14 protein-coding genes are annotated in these 18,012 nt (G+C 30.0%); 9 read left to right on the forward strand and 5 right to left on the reverse strand.

The features are described 5' to 3' along the window. The first annotated feature begins 2 nt into the window (after positions 1-2). A complete protein-coding gene (locus tag CA_RS05400) occupies positions 3-959 on the forward strand; it encodes an RluA family pseudouridine synthase (RefSeq protein ID WP_010964333.1) in 957 nt (318 codons plus the stop codon). Positions 960-971: 12 nt separating this feature from the next. Continuing rightward, positions 972-2,591 (forward strand): putative polysaccharide biosynthesis protein, encoded by a 1,620-nt coding sequence (locus CA_RS05405; protein ID WP_010964334.1) that lies wholly within the window; start codon positions 972-974, stop codon positions 2,589-2,591. Positions 2,592-2,627: 36 nt separating this feature from the next. Here CA_RS05405 and spoVB read toward each other — a convergent pair whose 3' ends face one another. Next, complete coding sequence (gene spoVB, locus CA_RS05410) at positions 2,628-4,130, reverse strand: stage V sporulation protein B (RefSeq protein WP_010964335.1); 1,503 nt, start codon at positions 4,128-4,130, stop codon at positions 2,628-2,630. Positions 4,131-4,276: 146 nt separating this feature from the next. Between spoVB and CA_RS05415 the strand changes: the two genes are divergently transcribed. The 5 genes from CA_RS05415 (at position 4,277) to CA_RS05435 (ending at position 9,509) form a co-directional block, all read left to right on the forward strand. Then, a complete protein-coding gene (locus CA_RS05415; RefSeq protein WP_010964336.1) occupies positions 4,277-5,566 on the forward strand; it encodes a PQQ-dependent sugar dehydrogenase in 1,290 nt (429 codons plus the stop codon). Between the two features lie 10 nt (positions 5,567-5,576). Beyond that, positions 5,577-6,314: a phospholipase C gene (locus CA_RS05420; protein WP_010964337.1), complete on the forward strand. Its 738-nt coding sequence runs from the start codon at positions 5,577-5,579 to the stop codon at positions 6,312-6,314. Between the two features lie 114 nt (positions 6,315-6,428). Then, positions 6,429-7,043: a hypothetical protein gene (locus CA_RS05425; RefSeq protein ID WP_010964338.1), complete on the forward strand. Its 615-nt coding sequence runs from the start codon at positions 6,429-6,431 to the stop codon at positions 7,041-7,043. After that, the gene (locus CA_RS05430; protein WP_010964339.1) at positions 6,940-8,586 is read left to right on the forward strand and encodes a B12-binding domain-containing radical SAM protein; all 1,647 of its coding nucleotides are present in this window, start codon (positions 6,940-6,942) and stop codon (positions 8,584-8,586) included. Before CA_RS05425 ends, CA_RS05430 begins: the two co-directional genes overlap by 104 nt. 161 nt (positions 8,587-8,747) lie before the next feature. Then, complete coding sequence (locus CA_RS05435) at positions 8,748-9,509, forward strand: thioesterase II family protein (RefSeq protein WP_010964340.1); 762 nt, start codon at positions 8,748-8,750, stop codon at positions 9,507-9,509. Positions 9,510-9,579: 70 nt separating this feature from the next. Here the strand turns inward: CA_RS05435 and nadC are convergent, their stop codons facing one another. Genes nadC through nadA form a run of 3 tightly spaced genes read right to left on the reverse strand, consistent with a single transcriptional unit; the run spans position 9,580 to position 12,623 of the window. After that, positions 9,580-10,419, reverse strand: coding sequence for a carboxylating nicotinate-nucleotide diphosphorylase (gene nadC, locus CA_RS05440; protein ID WP_010964341.1), 840 nt, complete (start codon positions 10,417-10,419; stop codon positions 9,580-9,582). Continuing rightward, positions 10,400-11,704: an L-aspartate oxidase gene (locus tag CA_RS05445; protein ID WP_010964342.1), complete on the reverse strand. Its 1,305-nt coding sequence runs from the start codon at positions 11,702-11,704 to the stop codon at positions 10,400-10,402. The genes nadC and CA_RS05445 overlap by 20 nt, the downstream gene beginning before the upstream one ends. A gap of 7 nt (positions 11,705-11,711) precedes the next feature. Then, entirely contained in the window at positions 11,712-12,623 is a 912-nt protein-coding gene (nadA, locus tag CA_RS05450) for a quinolinate synthase NadA (RefSeq protein ID WP_010964343.1), read from the reverse strand. Positions 12,624-12,829: 206 nt separating this feature from the next. On the opposite strand from nadA, the gene helD reads away from it, so the two are divergent. After that, entirely contained in the window at positions 12,830-15,121 is a 2,292-nt protein-coding gene (gene helD, locus CA_RS05455) for an RNA polymerase recycling motor HelD (protein WP_010964344.1), read from the forward strand. Between the two features lie 207 nt (positions 15,122-15,328). Beyond that, positions 15,329-16,507, forward strand: a complete 1,179-nt coding sequence (locus CA_RS05460) for an FprA family A-type flavoprotein (RefSeq protein ID WP_010964345.1) — start codon at positions 15,329-15,331, stop codon at positions 16,505-16,507. A 46-nt stretch (positions 16,508-16,553) separates the two neighbouring features. Here CA_RS05460 and CA_RS05465 read toward each other — a convergent pair whose 3' ends face one another. After that, on the reverse strand, positions 16,554-17,993 hold the full coding sequence (locus CA_RS05465) for a lipase family alpha/beta hydrolase (RefSeq protein ID WP_010964346.1): 1,440 nt from the start codon (positions 17,991-17,993) through the stop codon (positions 16,554-16,556). Positions 17,994-18,012 lie beyond the last annotated feature (19 nt).

Raw genomic sequence — 18,012 nt, forward strand, 5'->3', positions numbered from 1 at the left:
CAATGAAAATAGTTATAGGACCAAACGAAGCGGGACAAAGAGTAGATAAATTTATAAGAAAGTGGCTTAAGGACGTTCCTTTAAGTGCAATTTACAAGGCATTTAGAAAAGGTGATGTTATAATTAATGGTGCAAAATGCAAAAAAGAAAAGTATAGCCTTGAAGAAGGGGACGTTCTTGAGATAAAATATATAAGGTCTGATGCTAAGAAAAAGAAATTTACTAGAATTGAAAATAATTTTAAGGTTACTTATGAAGATGAAAATATGCTTCTTGTAGAAAAGTGGCCAGGAGTTTTAGTTCATTCAGATAAAGAAAAAACTTCACCAACCCTTACAGATTATGTTTTATCCTATTTATATGATAAAGGGGACTATGCTCCAGAAAATGAGGTTACATTTACACCATCACCATGTAATAGGTTGGATAGAAATACCTCCGGAATAGTCATATATGGAAAAAACTTTGAAGCGTTAAAGTGTTTGAACGAAATGATAAGGGAAAGAAGAATAAAGAAGTACTACTATGCTCTTGTAAAGGGAAAAATAAAAGATGGAATTTATGAAGCTTATATAAAAAAGGATGTATCTTCTAATAAGTCAGAAATAATTAATACACCGGCGCCTGGTGCAAAACAAATATCTATGGAGATTAAGTGTGTTGAAACTTGTGGAACATTTTCATTTATTGAAATAGAACTTTTAACAGGTAGAAGCCATCAATTGAGAGCGCATTTAAGTCATTTAGGCAATCCTATTTTGGGAGATCCTAAGTATGGAATTAAAGATATAAATAGTTATTTTGAAAACAAGTTTGGACTTAATTATCAATTCCTATATGCTTATAAGCTTATATTTAAAGATTGTCCTGAGAAGTTGAGTTATATGGAAAATAAGACTATTGCAGAATCACTTCCGCCAATATTTAAAAAGGTGAAGAGAGATGTATTTAAATTTTAAGGAGTAAGTCTTATGAAGAAACAATCTACAGTTAAAGGATTTGCAGTACTTTCTATTGGAACAATGATAAGTAAGGTTTTGTCACTAGTATACGTTCCTCTTTTAACAAGGATACTTGGAGGAGCGGAACCAATTGGAATATACAATGTTTCTTACCAAATATATGTTTTTGTGTATGTTCTAACGAATGCAGGTATACCTACAGCTATTTCTAAGTTGGTTTCTGAGTTTGTAGCAACAAAAAACTATAAGGATTCAGTTAAGAGTTTTAGAATGTGCAGAGCAATTTTGATATTTTTAGGAATTGTGATGTCCGTGATTATGTTTTTTGCCTCAGGAATTATTGCAAGCTTTATGAACTTTCCACAGGCTAAATTGGCAGTTATGGCCTTAAGCCCTGCAATTCTATTTACTTCTGTATCATCTACATATAGGGGATATTTTCAGGGAAATGGAAATATGACTCCTACAGCTGTTTCACAGGTTTTAGAACAATTTTTTAATATAGTATTTTCTTTGGTATTTGCAGCTTTTCTACTTAAAAATGGTATTGCACAGGCTTGTGCAGGAGCTACTGTTGGAACTACCTTAGGAGCTTTTGTCTCAGCATTATACCTAATGATAACCTATGAAATAGCTAGAAAGAGAGAAACACATATTAAGAATCCAGAGGGAGTTAAGAGGAAATCAAATAGAAAAATACTTAATAAAATTGTAAATTATGCTCTTCCAATAACCATTTGTATTGGAATGCAGAATTTAGGTACATTATTTGATACTTCAAATACTAAATCTAGACTTTTAGCAGCAGGATTTTTAGAACATAAAGCTACAGCGCTTGTTGGAAATTTAGCACAATATCAACCGCTAATAAATGTTCCAATAACAGTACTTACGCAGCTTGCAGTTGTTATTCTTCCTGCTATATCAGCAGCAGTAGCAGTTAAAGACAAAAAGACTATGGTAGGAAAAATAAATTTTGCTTTTAGATTATGTTTTATAATAGCAATACCATCAGCTGTTGGGCTTTCTGCTTTAAGTAATCCTATATATAAAGCTATTTATCCAAGTTCAGTATCAGGATATAGAATTATGCTTATGGGAGCAGAAGTATTAGTATTTATGTGTTTACTTCAGATCCAGACAAGTATACTTCAAGGTGTTGGTAAATTATATTTAGTAACATTATATTCGCTTATAGGTGTGGCAGTAAAAATACTAACAAACTATGTGTTAGTTGCTATTCCGGGGATAAATATATATGGAACTATAATTGGAAGTATTGTAGGATTTAGTACAACCATAATATTGAATTATTTATTGATGAAGAGGTCAATGAGAGTGAAATTTCATATGTTTAGATTTATGAGAAAGCCTATTATAGCTTCTATTCTCATGGGAGGAGCTTCTTATGGAGTGTACTATGCCTTTAATTTTGTTCTACTTTATGTTACCAAAATACAATATATAGCTAATTTAATAGGATTGATTTTTGCCATGATAGCTGCAGTTGTTGTTTATGGAGTAGTGTTAGTGTTTGTGGGTGGAATACGTAAAAGTGATATGGAACTTATGCCAGGAGTGTTAAGAAGGCGTATACCTAGCAAAATAGTAGCTATGATGAGAAGATAAATTAAAATAAACTTATACATGATAAGGTGTATAAGTTTATTTTAATTTATCTTTAATTTTTGTAATTGCGAAGGTGAATAAAACAAAACCAAGTATAATAATAAACAGAGTTTTAGGAAGTATAAATCTATTTGGCACAATGTTATTTAATATGGATAATATCAGGTACACTAAAATGCAAAGTAGAGTATCTATAAACATGTCTACAAAGGAAAAGCGTATGTAACAAACTTTTCTAATTTCTTTCATGTTTAATATATAGGCAGTTAAACATGTCACAAATAAAGTTATAGCATATCCGTAAATATTTATAAATCGTATTCCTGTTAAAACATAAAGGAGAATGAGTTGTTCAATGGAAACTATAAGAGAGTTAATAAGAAGCTTATTTTGCTTTCCAAGACCACTTAATATTGAAAATGTAGCAAAAGAGGTATAATCAACAGGAACAGATAGAGCAGAAGCTGCTATGTAATTACCTAAATCATTTCTGCTAAAAAACAACTTTCCCAGAAGATTTGGAATACTCAAAGCTATTATCATAGTAATTGTTCCTAAAAAAAATGAAATTTTTAGAACTTGGGTAACTCTTTTTTCAATACTGTAATAATCTCTTTTGTTTAGATTTTGAGAAATTTCAGGGATTAAAACTGTGGACATTGCCACAATAATTACAACAGGAAAGGAAGTTACAATTAAGGCCATCCCTGAAAATTTTCCGATTAATGAAAGAGCTTCACTGTGTAAAAAACCAGCATGTACAAGCCTTACAGGAAGTATAAGAGTTGAGGCAGCAGCAAGTAGTGAAGATACAAAACTATTTATACATAAAGGGATTGAAACTGAAAATACATCAAAAATAAGCTGACCTGAGCTTTCTCTATCAGAATAAACAGGGCGAAGATTTCTTCTGTAAATTAAAAAAGCTATATATAAGGCTATTAAACTTATAAATTCTCCTAAACTTAAAACACCATAAACAGCAGTAACAGTTTTAGAAATGCTTTTTAGCATGAATATGTTAATTATTGCAATTACTATGCCAACTCTTGATGCTTTTTCTAATATATCTATGTACGCAGGTACCTTGGCTTTAGATATGCCATAGAAATATCCTTTAAGAATAGCAGATATTGTAACAAAAATTAAGGCTGGACAAATTAACTCAAGGGAGTATAGGGAACGCATGTCCTTAATAAAAGAATTAGAAATAAACCTTGAGTTGAAGAATAAAATTACAGCTACTAAGGAAGACCAAATAAAGCAAAATAAGGAGCTAATTTTAATAAGTGAATTTACATTAGAGTAATCATTTTTTCCAGATAATATAGCAACTTTTCTTGATACAGCTATGTTAAGTCCACCGCAAACAAGGCAGCAAAAGAGATCATATACAGGCATAATAAGTTGATAAAGACCAACACCTTCAGCGCCAAGTTTTTCAGATAATATAACTGAAAATATAAACTTTAAGATTCCAGTAGCAAAGTTTGACATTGTCAGCAGTATTGTATCCCTATAAAAACGTTCTAGTTTCATAAACACTCTCCTTAAAATTACTATCACAAATAATATTTATGTATACTTATATTAAATATATGCCACTATGTGAAAATCAAATATGAATATAGTTTAATATTGTTAATATATTTAGAATTGAGAGGATTTTATTTTAGGAGGATAAAGTGAAAAAAATTTTAAAATGTATCATATTTATTGTTTTTGTATTTGCAGCAATTAGCATCATATATAAATATATACATAATGGATATACTGTTAAATGTAAAGATAATAATGTGAAGTATCTTATAAAATTTAAAGGTGTTAGTAATGCTGTTGATTTTACTGAAGATGAGAATAAAAATTTCTATGTGGCTTATAAGAGTGGTATACAAGCAATATATAGAAATGGAAAAACCGAGAACATATTAAAGAGTAATGATGAAAATATAAGGTGTATGGTGTATTATAATAGTAAGCTGTATTTTTCATCCAATCATGATATAAGTTATTATGATTTGAAAACTAAAAAGCTTGTGAAAATAGTAAATGACATACCTAACTTTGGTGATTATAGAGATATTTTTATAAATATAAGAAATGGATATCTATATGCCTCCATCGGTTCATCAACAAATAATGGAGTTGTGGGAAAGGATAATAAGTGGATTAAAGAAAATCCATATACTTTTGATGTTACTCCTAAAAACATAACCTTAAAAGGAATTAATTTTGGAGACGAAATGACAGGGGCATTTGTTCCGTACAATACACCCAATATCAAAGGTCAAATAATTCCAGGGCATTTTCCGGGAAATGGTTCAATTATTATTTATAATATTAATACAAAAGCAGCTGAAACCTTTGCCTGGGGAATAAGAAATGTTAGTGGGATGGATTTTGATAAAAGTGGAAAGCTAATAGCAGCGGTAGGAGGTATGGAAGATAGAGGAGTAAGACCCGTTAAAGGAGATAATGATTATATATATGAAATAGATAAAGATAAATGGTATGGTTGGCCGGATTACAGCGGAGGTGATCCTGTAGATTCTCCAAAATTTAAAAATAGAAATAAAAGACTGCTTGATAAGGTTCCAAACATAAACCCTCCAGCCCCACTTTATGAATATGATAAGGTAGGAAGCCTTGGAGTTCTTACAGTGGATAAAAATTCAGTTTTAGGGATAAAAAATTGTATTTTTGTGTATGATAAAAATGATAATTCCATAATAAAAATTAGCGGAAGTGTAAAAGATGAATTTGTACACTTTACTAATAAATCGTTTGTCAATGCAATGCACATTTTTGATGATGGAATGTATATTTTAGATTCAAAGGAGGGGTGTTTGCTACAAGTATATAAGGGCGCTTCAAATGAAAATATTCTAGTCGATAAAAAGATTATATATTCGCTTATATGTATAATGGGTGTATCATCTTTAATAATAATTATATTTGGATTTAAGAAAAACTAGGGGGAAAAGTATGAAAAAGAAATTTGAGAGTACTTATGGTAAGACCATTAGAGGAATATTTTTTGTCATAAATCCAGTTAAAAAGAAAGTTATAAAAACAACATGCATTATTCATAAATATATAAATTCTCTAGCAGTAGAAATATTAAAAAATAAAAGAAAAGCAAAGCAATATAAGTTTTTCAGTGATAATATTGAAGCTATAAATGAAGGAACGGTTTGGGCAGATCAGGATTTTAAGTCAACAAATCATTTTTTCGATTTTGAAAAAGGAAGAGGACTATATGGATTTTCTAATTTAGTAGATGAAGCTCAAAAATATTATAATATGTCTTTAAACTATCTAAGAGCAGGAGATAAGAAAAAATCTCTATTTTATCTTGGAGCAGCGTGCCACATAATTCAGGATTCAACTGTCCCGCAGCATGTTAACAACAGACTTTTAAATAGCCACAGAAACTTTGAAATGTGGATTATACAAAAGTTTTTATCTGGATATAGATTTATGAAAGCAGATGAAATAATTCGAAGTGATAATACAAGAGATTATATAAGAAAGAATGCAAAAGTTGCAAATAAAATTTATAATAAGTGTTTTACTATAAAGGATAAAGAAGCTAGGTATGATGCAATATCGAATTATATTATATGTCAAGCTCAAATGAGCACAGCTGGCTTAATGATGGATTATTACGAGAAATATGAGGTTATATACAAAAACCATAGTACATCAGAAATGGTAATGTAAATAAAAAAATATAGGGTTTAAATTAAATACCCTATATTTTTTCATTTTTATGTACTATTTTAAGATAAAAAATAATATCTATATTTATATATTAATATATAGGAGGTATTATTTATGGAAAGATTATTTATTAATTTAGAAAATGAGGTTTTACATGGGAATGTTTTAGATGTAGGTAGTGAAAATTATGGAATAGTGTATGAACTATGCAAAAAGAAAAATAAAAATATTTCAGATGTAAACTACGTTTCAGGAAGAGAACAGAGGGAATATATAGGTAAAAATTCCTATGACAGCTGTGTTTCTTTTTTTTCACTTAAGGACTTAAGAACGGATAGAGATAAAAAGAAATTTTTTTGGGACATGTATAGCTTCATGAAAGATAATGCCGTTCTATATTTGTGGGACGTTGATAAAAGTATATTTCAAACTTTTAGGAGGAGTATTCGAATAGTTTTGCCTGGTGCAAAAATAAAAGACATAGAGGTAAATGATTTTAATGTACTTTCTAATAATTCTTGCAAAAAAATTTGCAATATGATGTCTCAGTATTTTAAAATTATAGATGTGAAATGTTCAAATGACCTGTATTACATAAAAGCAGAGAAAAAGGAAGGTAATTTCAATGAAAAAAGTACTTCTTACAGCAATAAATTCTCAATTTATACACAGCAACTTGGCAGTGAGATATTTAAAGGCATACGCAAAGGAATTAGACTTGCAAATTAAGATAAGGGAGTTTTCTATTAACGATAGGCTTGAGAGAATATTCGAGGAGATAATGTATGAAAAGCCTGATATAGTAGGCTTTTCATGTTACATATGGAATGGTGAGTATGTAGATAAATTAAGTAATTTAATAAAAAGAGTTGATGAAAATATACAGATATTTTATGGAGGACCGGAGGTATCTTTTGACTGCAGGGAAGTCTTATTAAATAGTTCTGCTGATTTTTTAATAGAAGGAGAAGGAGAGGAAAGTTTTAAAGAGTTTTTAAAATGGAAACTTGAAAATGGATTTGATAGAAAAGATCTTAAGATAAAGGGAGTATATAGCAAGTGTCAAAATCAAATACTTTATGGAGGACAAAGAGAAGCTCTTGACATGAATTTGCTTGAATTTCCCTACAATGAAGAAGATGACCTATCAAATAAAATAATTTATTATGAAGCTTCTCGTGGGTGCCCATTTAACTGTAAATATTGTCTTTCTTCCACTATAAGAGGAGTGCGCTTTTTAAATCCAGACAGAGTTAAAAGAGAGCTTAAGTTTTTGGCTGATAAAAAGGTAAAGATAGTTAAATTTGTAGATAGAACCTTCAATGCAAATCCTAAGTTTGCTATGGAAATATGGAAGTATTTGATGGAGCTTGATACAGAAACTGTATTCCACTTTGAGATAACGGCAGATATTGTAACAGAGGATGAAATTGAGCTTTTAAAAAACGCCCCTAAAGGGAGATTCCAATTTGAGGTTGGAGTTCAATCTACTAATAATGAAGTTCTCAAAAATGTAAATAGGTACATAGAATTTAAAGATATAAAAGAAATAGTAATGAAGCTTGAAGAGGGAAAAAATATAAATCAGCATTTGGATTTAATAGTAGGGCTTCCTGGTGAGGATTTTAATTCCTTTAAGAACTCATTTAATGATGTTTACTCTATAGGTCCAGAAAAGCTTCAGATTGGATTTTTAAAGCTCTTAAAGGGATCTTCAATGAGAGAAGAGGCAGAGAAGTGGGGAATGTCCTATTCGCCATATCATCCGTATGAAATCTTAAGAACAAAAGATATAAGCTTCGAGGAAATAAGCATACTTAAAAGAGTGGATTCTGTGGTAGATAAATATTACAACACAGGAAAGTTTGATCATATAGTTGAATTTTTGATTTCTGATTTTGAAACACCATTTGATTTCTACTACAAGCTTTCAGAGTATTTTTATCATAAAGGATATTTTAATAGAAGTATATCTGCAAGTGAATACTATAAAGTTTTTTTGGATTTTAATAAAGAGATTCTAAAAAAAGAAAATGATGTATTAGAGGAAATAGTTAAGTTCGAATATCTTAAATTCAATAAGAAAAGTTGGCTTCCACCATTTTTGACTAGGTTAAATGTTAAGGAAGAAGAGCAGGCTATAAAGGAAAAATTAAAAGAAGAAAATAAATTTGATAAGAAGCTTCATTTGGAAAAATTCTCAATAGATATTGATAGGTACATAACTAAAAAAGAAATTGTGTATAAAGAAATGTATCACATATTTAATTAAATAGCATTTTAAGGATAATAGTTTATTATGAAATTTTCATGATAAACTATTATTTTTGTATATATATTAATTTATTTACAATAAAAGTAATAGGTGTTAATATTAATAATGACTATATAATTAATAGAAGAAATCCAAGTGTAAAGGAGAGTAATGGTTATATGGAAAATGTTATACATAATAGCCGCTGGATAATGACCCCAGAGGTAAAAGAGGATTGTAAAATGAGATTATTCTGTTTACCTTTTGCAGGAGGAGGAGCTTTAGCATACAGAAGTTGGTGCAGATACATGCCGCCGGAAATAGAATTATGTGCTGTGCAGCTTCCAGGAAGAGAAAATAGAATAAAGGATGAAAAATTTTATGATATTAATTTGCTTATTGATGAATTAGTTCTCCAAATACTTCCGTATTTAGACAAGCCGTTTGCTTTATATGGTCACAGTATGGGTGGATTAATTTCTTTTGAACTTGCTAGAAGAATAAGAAAAGTAAAAGGGTTAACGCCAAAGATATTATTTTTCTCTGGATCTAAAGCACCTCAGCTATATGATCATACGAAGGATATAAGTCATCTTCCTGATGAATTGTTTTTAAAAGCCATAAAAAGCTTTAATGGTATGCCAGATATGTTTTGGCAAGATAGAGAATTAATTGAGTTTAAACTTCCTACATTAAGAGCAGATTTTTCTGTTTTAGAGGGTTACAACTATTATAATGAAGAACCCTTAGAGTGTCCTATATCAGCCTTGTGTGGAGAAAATGATAAGATTATAAGTAAAAAAGATATGGAGGCACTAGCTTTACAAACAAAAAATCAGTTTAAATTGAGAATGTTTGATGGAGATCATTTTTTTATAAATACGTGTCGTTCTAAAGTTTTAAAAAGTATAATTGAAGACTTGAATGAATACCTTAATTAAAAATTATAAAAAAATCAGATGGATCATTTTTTTATAATTATCTATCTGATTTTTTATACTACTTTTAGTATTATTTTTCATTTCTTAAGTTTTTCATGCTTATATCTAGGACATTGAAGGAATGTGTAAGCATACCAGAAGAAATATAGTCAACTCCTGGTACAGCTTTTTCACGGATATTTTCAAAGGTTATGTTACCGGAAACTTCAATTAAAGCTCTTTTATTTATGAGCTTTACAGCTTTTTTTATAGTCTCCACATCCATATTATCAAGCATAATTATATCAGCCTTAGCATTAAGAGCTTCACTAACCTCGTCCAAGGTTTCCGTTTCAACTTCTATTTTTCTTACAAAAGAAGAATTGTTTCTGGCAAGATTTACAGCATTTGTTATACCATAGGCAGCATCTATATGATTATCCTTTATTAAAATGCCGTCAGAAAGACCAAATCTATGATTATATCCTCCACCAATTTTTACTGCATATTTTTCTAAAAGTCTCATACCGGGAGTAGTTTTTCTTGTATCCAATAGCTTTACCCCTGTGCCCTCTAAGCGTTTATTTAAATTGGAGGTTGTAGTAGCAATACCACTTAAGATTTGCATAAGATTAAGTGCAGTTCTCTCTCCAGATAGAATGGAGTGAGTGCTTCCAAAAACTCTGCCTATAATTTCACCTTTTTTAACCTTTGAGCCATCAGAAATAGTAAATTCAGCTTCTGCTCCTTTAAAAATTTCAAATACACGTTTAAATATTCCTATACCCGCTATAATTCCATCTTCTTTTGCAATAATATCTGCAGTGCTCTTAGAGCTTTCTTCTATTATTGCATTGGTAGTTATATCGTTATAAGCACCATCATCTATTAATTCTTTTTTTATAAAATCATCAAATGTTGACCAATTCATTTTTCTTTTCCCCCAAAATGGATTCAAATTTATTTATTACAATATTTCTGTTGCATTTTATAATACTAAGTGCATCAGATAAAGTTAAGTTCTCATTTTTTTCGTTTCTTTCAATGAAGGAAATGCTATGATTTATATTTTCGGCAGCCCTTTTAGAAAAAACTAGACCCTCAAGAAGTGAATTACTAGCAAGTCTATTAGCTCCGTGTACACCTGTGCTGCTAACTTCTCCACAGGCATATAAATTTTTCATTGAAGTTAAGCTATTAAAATCAACTTTTATTCCTCCCATGAAGTAATGCTGAACAGGAGTTACAGGAATCTTATTTTTTGTTATGTCAAGTCCCCTAGAAAGACATTCTTTGTATATTCCGGGAAATCTTTTAGTTATAAAATCTGCATCCATAGAGGTTATATCAAGGTATACATATTTACTGTTGTCTTTTTCTTCTTCTTTATAAATAGCATTTGCAACCACATCTCTTGGGAGAAGCTCGTCTACAAATCTTTCGTTTTCTATGCTTAATAGTTTTCCGCCTTCTCCTCTTACAGATTCAGATATTAAAAATTTTTTTTCTTGAGTATTACTATCATAAAGTGCTGTAGGATGAAATTGAATGTAGTTTAAGTCGCGAACGTCTATGTTATGCCTTAGAGCCATAGCAATTCCATCAGCAGTAAGAGTTCTTTGATTAGTAGAATTTTTAAATAAACCACCTATACCGCCTGAAGCTAAAATGGTAGCTTTAGAATGAAAAGTATAGATAGTATTGTTTTTTAGTGCTGAAGCTCCAAAACATATGTTGTCCTCAGAAATTAAGTCAAACACCTGAATGTTTTCGATAATCTCTATATTAGGTCTTTTTTTTACCTCATTATAAAGAGTTTCAAAAACTACCTTTCCTGTTTCATCCGTACTATGAACTATTCTATTTACGCTGTGAGCGCCTTCTCTTGTATAATTTAAACTTCCGTCTTCATTTTTATCAAACTTCATACCAAAGTTTATTAAAGTATCTATGTTTTGTTTAGATTCAGCAGCAAGTATTTTAACGGATTCTTTAATGTTTCTATATTGTCCAGCTCTTAGAGTGTCATCAACAAATAGAGGCTCGTCTTTTTTATTTAATGCAGTTGATATTCCGCCTTGAGCCAGGTAAGTATTACATTCACAAGCTTTTGATTTTGTTAGCATAGTTACCTTTATATCATTTTTTAAAGAGAGGGCAGAATATAAACCAGCAACCCCTGTGCCAATAATTAATACGTCAGTTTGAATATTCATAAATAAATCACCTTCCAAGTATTAACATATTTTCTAGGGAAGTAAGTGCCTTTTGTCTTAAGTTTTCTTCTATATTTATTTCAAAAGTAGAATTTACAAGACTATTATAAACATCTTCTAAGTGAGTTGCTTTCATGTTTACACAAACCATACTTCTTAGAGGATAAAAAGTCTTATTAGGTACTCTTTCCTGCATTTTATACATTATTCCTGTTTCAGTTACAACTAAATATTTATCTGAGGTCGTATCTTTTTCAGCATAATCTATCATTGCACCTGTACTACCTATAAAGTCTGCCATATCTCTTACTGGCTTCCAACATTCAGGATGAGCTAGAATTTTCATATCGCCATATTTATTTTTCATTTCTTCTATATCTGTTGGGATTATCATGTTATGAACTTTACAGAAGCCATCCCATAAAATTATATTTTTTTCTGGCACCATTTCTTGAACATAGGAACCTAAATTCTTATCTGGAAGAAATATTATTTCATCACTATCTATTCTTTTAACTATTTTTGCTGCATTGGATGAAGTACAACAAGTATCACATAATGCTTTAACCTCAACTGAAGAGTTTATATACGAGACTACCTTTGCATTAGGGTGCTTAGCTTTTAGAGCTGCAAGGCCTTCTGCATCTGCCATATCTGCCATTGGACAGCCAGCTTTTGGTTGCGGTAGAAGAACCTTTTTTTGAGGTGACAGTACTTTTGCACTTTCAGCCATAAATTTAACTCCACAGAAAACTATTGTATCAGCATCGTTTTCCTTGGCAATTTTACTTAAATTATATGAATCACCAATGAAATCAGCTATTTCCTGCACCTCAGGTCTTTGATAGTAGTGAGCTAGAATTATAGCGTTTTTTTGGCGTTTTAGTTCTAATATTTGTTCCTTTAAATTTTGATCCATTAATAAGTACACTCCTTTTTTTATTGTAAACAAGATACAGTAAATTATTTTAGTGTATACAGGTGTATATACATTAAATATAATATACATCTTTGTTAGATATTTATCAATACAAAAATGATTACAAATGTTGACTTATTACCATATTAACTATATATTTAACTATGAATGTAGTTTTTCGCGTTGGAAATAAGGGGTGTATGTGATTGTCTATAGAACAAAAAGAGTTTAAGTATGAAGAGGATAAACTGAAAGATACTGAAAATTGGATAGAAAATCAGATATCTGAAATAAAAAAAGATAACGTTGAATTTGAAAACAAAATAGTAGATTTAAAAAAACAATCTAAGGGGAAGTACAGTGAAGAACTAGAAATAACTGAAAAACTTTACAATATTACACATAAAAATCTTGAAAAATACAATGAAGCTAAGGTAACTCCATACTTTGCGAGAATTGATTTTAGAGAGAGAAAAAGAACTGAAGTTGAGAGCTATTATATAGGAAAGTTTGGACTAGGAGATAGCAGAAATGGAGAAGAAAAGATAATAGACTGGAGAGCACCTATTGCTGATTTATATTATAGTGGTACTGCTGGTAAGGTTGCATATAAAATTTATTCAGGCTATGTAGATGGGGAACTTTATCTAAAGAGAAAATTTTTAATACAGGATAAAAAACTAAAGGATGCCTTTGATGATGCAATAAATGAAATAATTTTAAAAGCTCAAGGTGGTTCTGAGAATAATCTAGTTGATGAGTTTTTAAGAATAAATCTTGAAAAGAATGTAAGTAGTAAGTTAAAGGATGTAGTTGCAACTATACAAAAGGAGCAAAATGATATAATAAGAAGTGAAAAAAATTCTGCACTTGTAGTTCAAGGATCAGCTGGCTCGGGTAAAACAACTGTAGCACTTCATAGATTAGCTTACCTTATATATAAGTATAATAAGTCCTTAAGTGGAAAAGATGTTCTTGTGGTAGCGCCTAATAGGATTTTCTTGGATTATATTTCAGATGTGCTTCCTAGTCTTGGAGCTAATACTGTGGTTCAAGAAACTTTTGAGGATATAGCCTTAAAGGTTTTAGGAATAAAATCTAAAGTATATACAAAGGATAAAAAACTTGCATACATATTTGAAGATAAAAATGAAGAAGATAAAAAACTTGTAATTAAAACAAGTAATTTTAAAGGTTCTCTATTATTTAAGGAAATGATAGATAAATATCTAAAAACAATTGAAGAAAAGGATAGTGTTGTAGAGGATATTAAAATAGCGGGATATGTCTTATTTGATAAGAAGGAAATAAGAAGACTTTTTTGTGAAGACATGTCACATTTACCTATAGATAAAAGAAAAGATGAAATAAAAAGGTATTTTAACCTTAAGATAAAGGATAAGATTATAAACATTTGTGATAAAATTTCTTTTACATACGAGTATAATATTGCAAGAGTAAAAAAGAATATGGAGGACGGAGTAGAGAGAAGAAAGAAATTAATAGCTCTTTACGATGAAAGAGACAATAAAAGAAATGACATAATAAAAAATGCACCAGTTGTAATGGACAATTATTTTGAAGCTTGGAAGCATACAGATACAGCAGTTATTCTGGATAGATTTTTTAATAGCAAAGATGTATACAATGAACTGGCAAAAGGAAAGATATCACAAAGTCTTTGGAAGCACATAAAATCAGAATTTAATCAAAATAGAGAGAAAAAGGTAATTGACAGTGATGATTTAGCTGCAATGCTGTATATAAAATTTAATATAGAAGGAAATGATAAATTTAACTTTAAACACATAATAATAGATGAAGCACAGGATTACAGTATATTTCAATTTTCAGCTTTAAAAAATTTATGTAGTAGTAACTCTTTTACTATAGTAGGTGACTTAGGGCAGGGAATATATTACTATAAAGGAATAAATGATTGGGCTTCTATAAATAAAAATGTTTTTGAAGATAATTTCAATTATGTAGCACTTAGTCAAAGTTATCGTTCAACAGTGGAAATAATAGAATTTGCAAATGAAGTTTTAAAGAAACAGGATATAAAATTGGAACCAGCAAAACCTGTTTTAAGACATGGTGATAAGCCAGAAGTAATTGAATTTGCTACTAACAAGGAATTTGTAGAGAGAGCAGATGAGATTGTAGAAAGGCTTGAAAAACTAGATAAGAAGAATATAGCGATTATAGGAAAAACTTATGATGAGTGCAAAAAAATTAACGACGCTCTAAGAAAATATAGTAAAAATAAGTGGAAAGTAATAAGGGAAAATGATAAAAGCTTTGAAACAACAAAAATAGTCATACCGTCGTATATAACTAAGGGACTTGAGTTTGATTGCAGTATTATCTATAATTGCAGTGAGGATAATTATAAAGATACAGAACTTGATAAGAAGACACTGTATGTTTCACTTACAAGAGCGCTGCACTATGAATATATCTTTTTCAAGGGAAAAAAATCCAGCCTTATTAAATAATAATTTATATTATTTAATAATTATTATTGAATAATTTTATTTTTGTGTTATAATATATATATAATAATACGAAAGAAAAAAACCAAAGCAGCTATAAATTTACGTATGTTACAAAATGTAATCAATTGTTAATAAATTATATTTTAATTGAGGTTAACTTTGGTGTAATTAATGAAAATAATTATTTAGTGTTGAGGAGGAGTTAAAATGAGTGCTGAAAAGCTTTGTGAAAATGTATATTGGGTAGGTGTAAAGGATCAAAAATTAAGAGTGTTTGACATAATAATGAATACAAAAAAAGGGTCAACATATAATTCTTATTTAATTAATGATGATAAGGTTGCAATAATAGATACTGTAAAAGATGGTTTTTATGATGAATTTTTAAAAAGTATTAAAAGCGTTATAGGCGACAAAAAGGTAGACTACATAGTCGTGCAGCATACAGAATTAGATCACAGTGGTTCTATGTATAGATTGATAAAAGAGTATCCAGAAGCTAAGGTTGTTTCATCAAAAGCAGCTAATATGTATTTAAAAGAGATAGTAAATGATGAATTTAATAGTTTAGATGCTATGGAAGTGAAGGAGCTTAATTTAGGTAAAAATACATTAGAATTTATATCTGCCCCTAACCTTCATTGGCCAGATACAATGTTCACTTATAATAAAGAAAATAATATACTATTTACCTGTGATGTTATGGGATGCCACTATTGCCCTGATGGAAGCATAAAGGATGAGGGTGGAGAAGATTATCTTCCAGAAATGAGATATTACTTTGATGTAATAATGTCACCTTTTAAGAAGTTTGTAAATATGGGTTTAGATAAAATTAAAGATCTAAAGCTTGATATGATAGCTCCAAGCCATGGACCAGTTCATATTAATGATATAGAGGAAAGTGTGAAGCTTTATAGAGAGTGGGCTAAAGAAAAGGAACCTAAGGAGAAGAACGTTCAAATATTTTATATTACTGCCTATGGAAACACAGGTATCATGGCAAAACATTTATGCGAGGATATAAATAAAAAAGGTGTAAAGGCAGAAGTGCATGAGATAACTGATATGAAAATGGAAGATATAGTTGAATTGATAGCAGATGCTAATGGAGTTTTGGTTGGTTCTCCAACAATAAATCAAGACGCTGTAAGACCTGTATGGGATGTTCTTTCATCAGTATGTCCTATAGTTAATAGAGGAAAGGCAGCAGCTGCATTTGGATCTTATGGATGGAGTGGAGAAGGTGTCCCTATGATGATGGATAGATTAAAGTCCTTAAAGTTTAAAACTCCAGACAATGGTCTTAAGTTTAAATTCGTACCTGCTAGTAAAGAGTTCAGCGAAGCCGATAAATTTGTAGATGATTTTATAGGTTTATTATAAGAAAAGAGTTCATGGCAATTTATGAGTAGCCATGAACTCTTTTTTACTAAAATCCTTTTTCTTTAAGATCTGATACAATTTCAACATACTTCTCAAGTACATCAAAGCCTTTGTAATCTTCTCTTCTTAAATCTATAATATCTCCATGAGAAATGCCACGTCTTCTATTATTTCTTATAACTCCCTTAAAGTGTCCCCATTTTGCAGAATCAATAGATACTAAACCATCATTTTCGCCAGACGTTAGCTTCGATAAAACGTAGGGAATAGATACTACATAATCACTAAATATGTTTTTTACTGCTGTTGCATAGCTTTGATAATAAACCCCCGGTACGTCTTTTACTTCCTCATTAAACTTTGAACTACTGTAAGTAGAAAATTGTCTACTAGCTGTATAGAAGTCAGGATTTTTATCACCTAGAATTTTATAATATTTGTCAAAAAAATTTGAAACAGCTCTGTAGATTTTATCGGGGATTTTGCAGGCTATATCAACAAATTTACATCCTCTATGTGGTGAAGACATCATTGTGAGGGATGCTACATATTTTCCCATTTCAAGTTTGCTAACCATGTAACGTGAGTCTAACCCGCCTTTAGAATGTGCTATTATATTTACCTTTTCGCAGCCTGTTTCCTTAATGATTTGGAGAATTTTGTTTTTCATATACTGTGCATTGTATTCAACAGTTCCCCAGGCTTCTTGATTTCCGTAATAAATAGTTGCACCGTTACGTATCAGTTCCTTAGGGATTCTTCCCCAGTAATTAATATATTTTAGATCTCTAAATCCAACACCGTGAACTAAAACGAGAGGATACTTTGTTTTACATACATGAGAATCCACGCGTTCCTTATTTGTGATTACTTTATATAGGTCGTGATCATATTCGATTTTAGCTGTATGACAAGCATATAACATTGCAAAAATATTTATAATTGGAATAAAACACACAAAGCCAACGATAAATCTTTTAGCTATATTTAATCTTTTAGAAGTACATAAAATCCTGATCATACCATTTGTAAGTAAGATGAGGATAGCTATAATAGCAAGTATAAGATCTATTACAAAAATATGAATAGGAGCTGCATCTCTCATTTTTACTAAATAAACTATGTATAATAATATTTGAATGAGAGAGGTGTACAATCCAAATAGAACAATTCTTTCTCCACCTATCATTATCCTTAATCTAAGACTTGCTGCTTGCTTCTTTATACTTGGAAATAGATTTGCTTTTAACCAAACATAAAAAATGAAGAAAAAAATCTCAATTGAAATAATCCATTTACACACAATATTAGTTTGTCCAATATTGGTATGATGATTAATAAGGTAATAAATAAGCACAATATGAGGAGCAAAAATAAGATATATACTCATAAATGCTTTGTTAAGTAAAGGTAGTTTTTTTCCAATGTCCAGTAATATTACGCTAATCAATAATATAAATGAGATAAAAGATATTAGAAATGTCATAAATAAATTCATCCTTTGT

The organism is Clostridium acetobutylicum ATCC 824, from assembly GCF_000008765.1.
Lineage (GTDB): Bacteria > Bacillota > Clostridia > Clostridiales > Clostridiaceae > Clostridium_S > Clostridium_S acetobutylicum.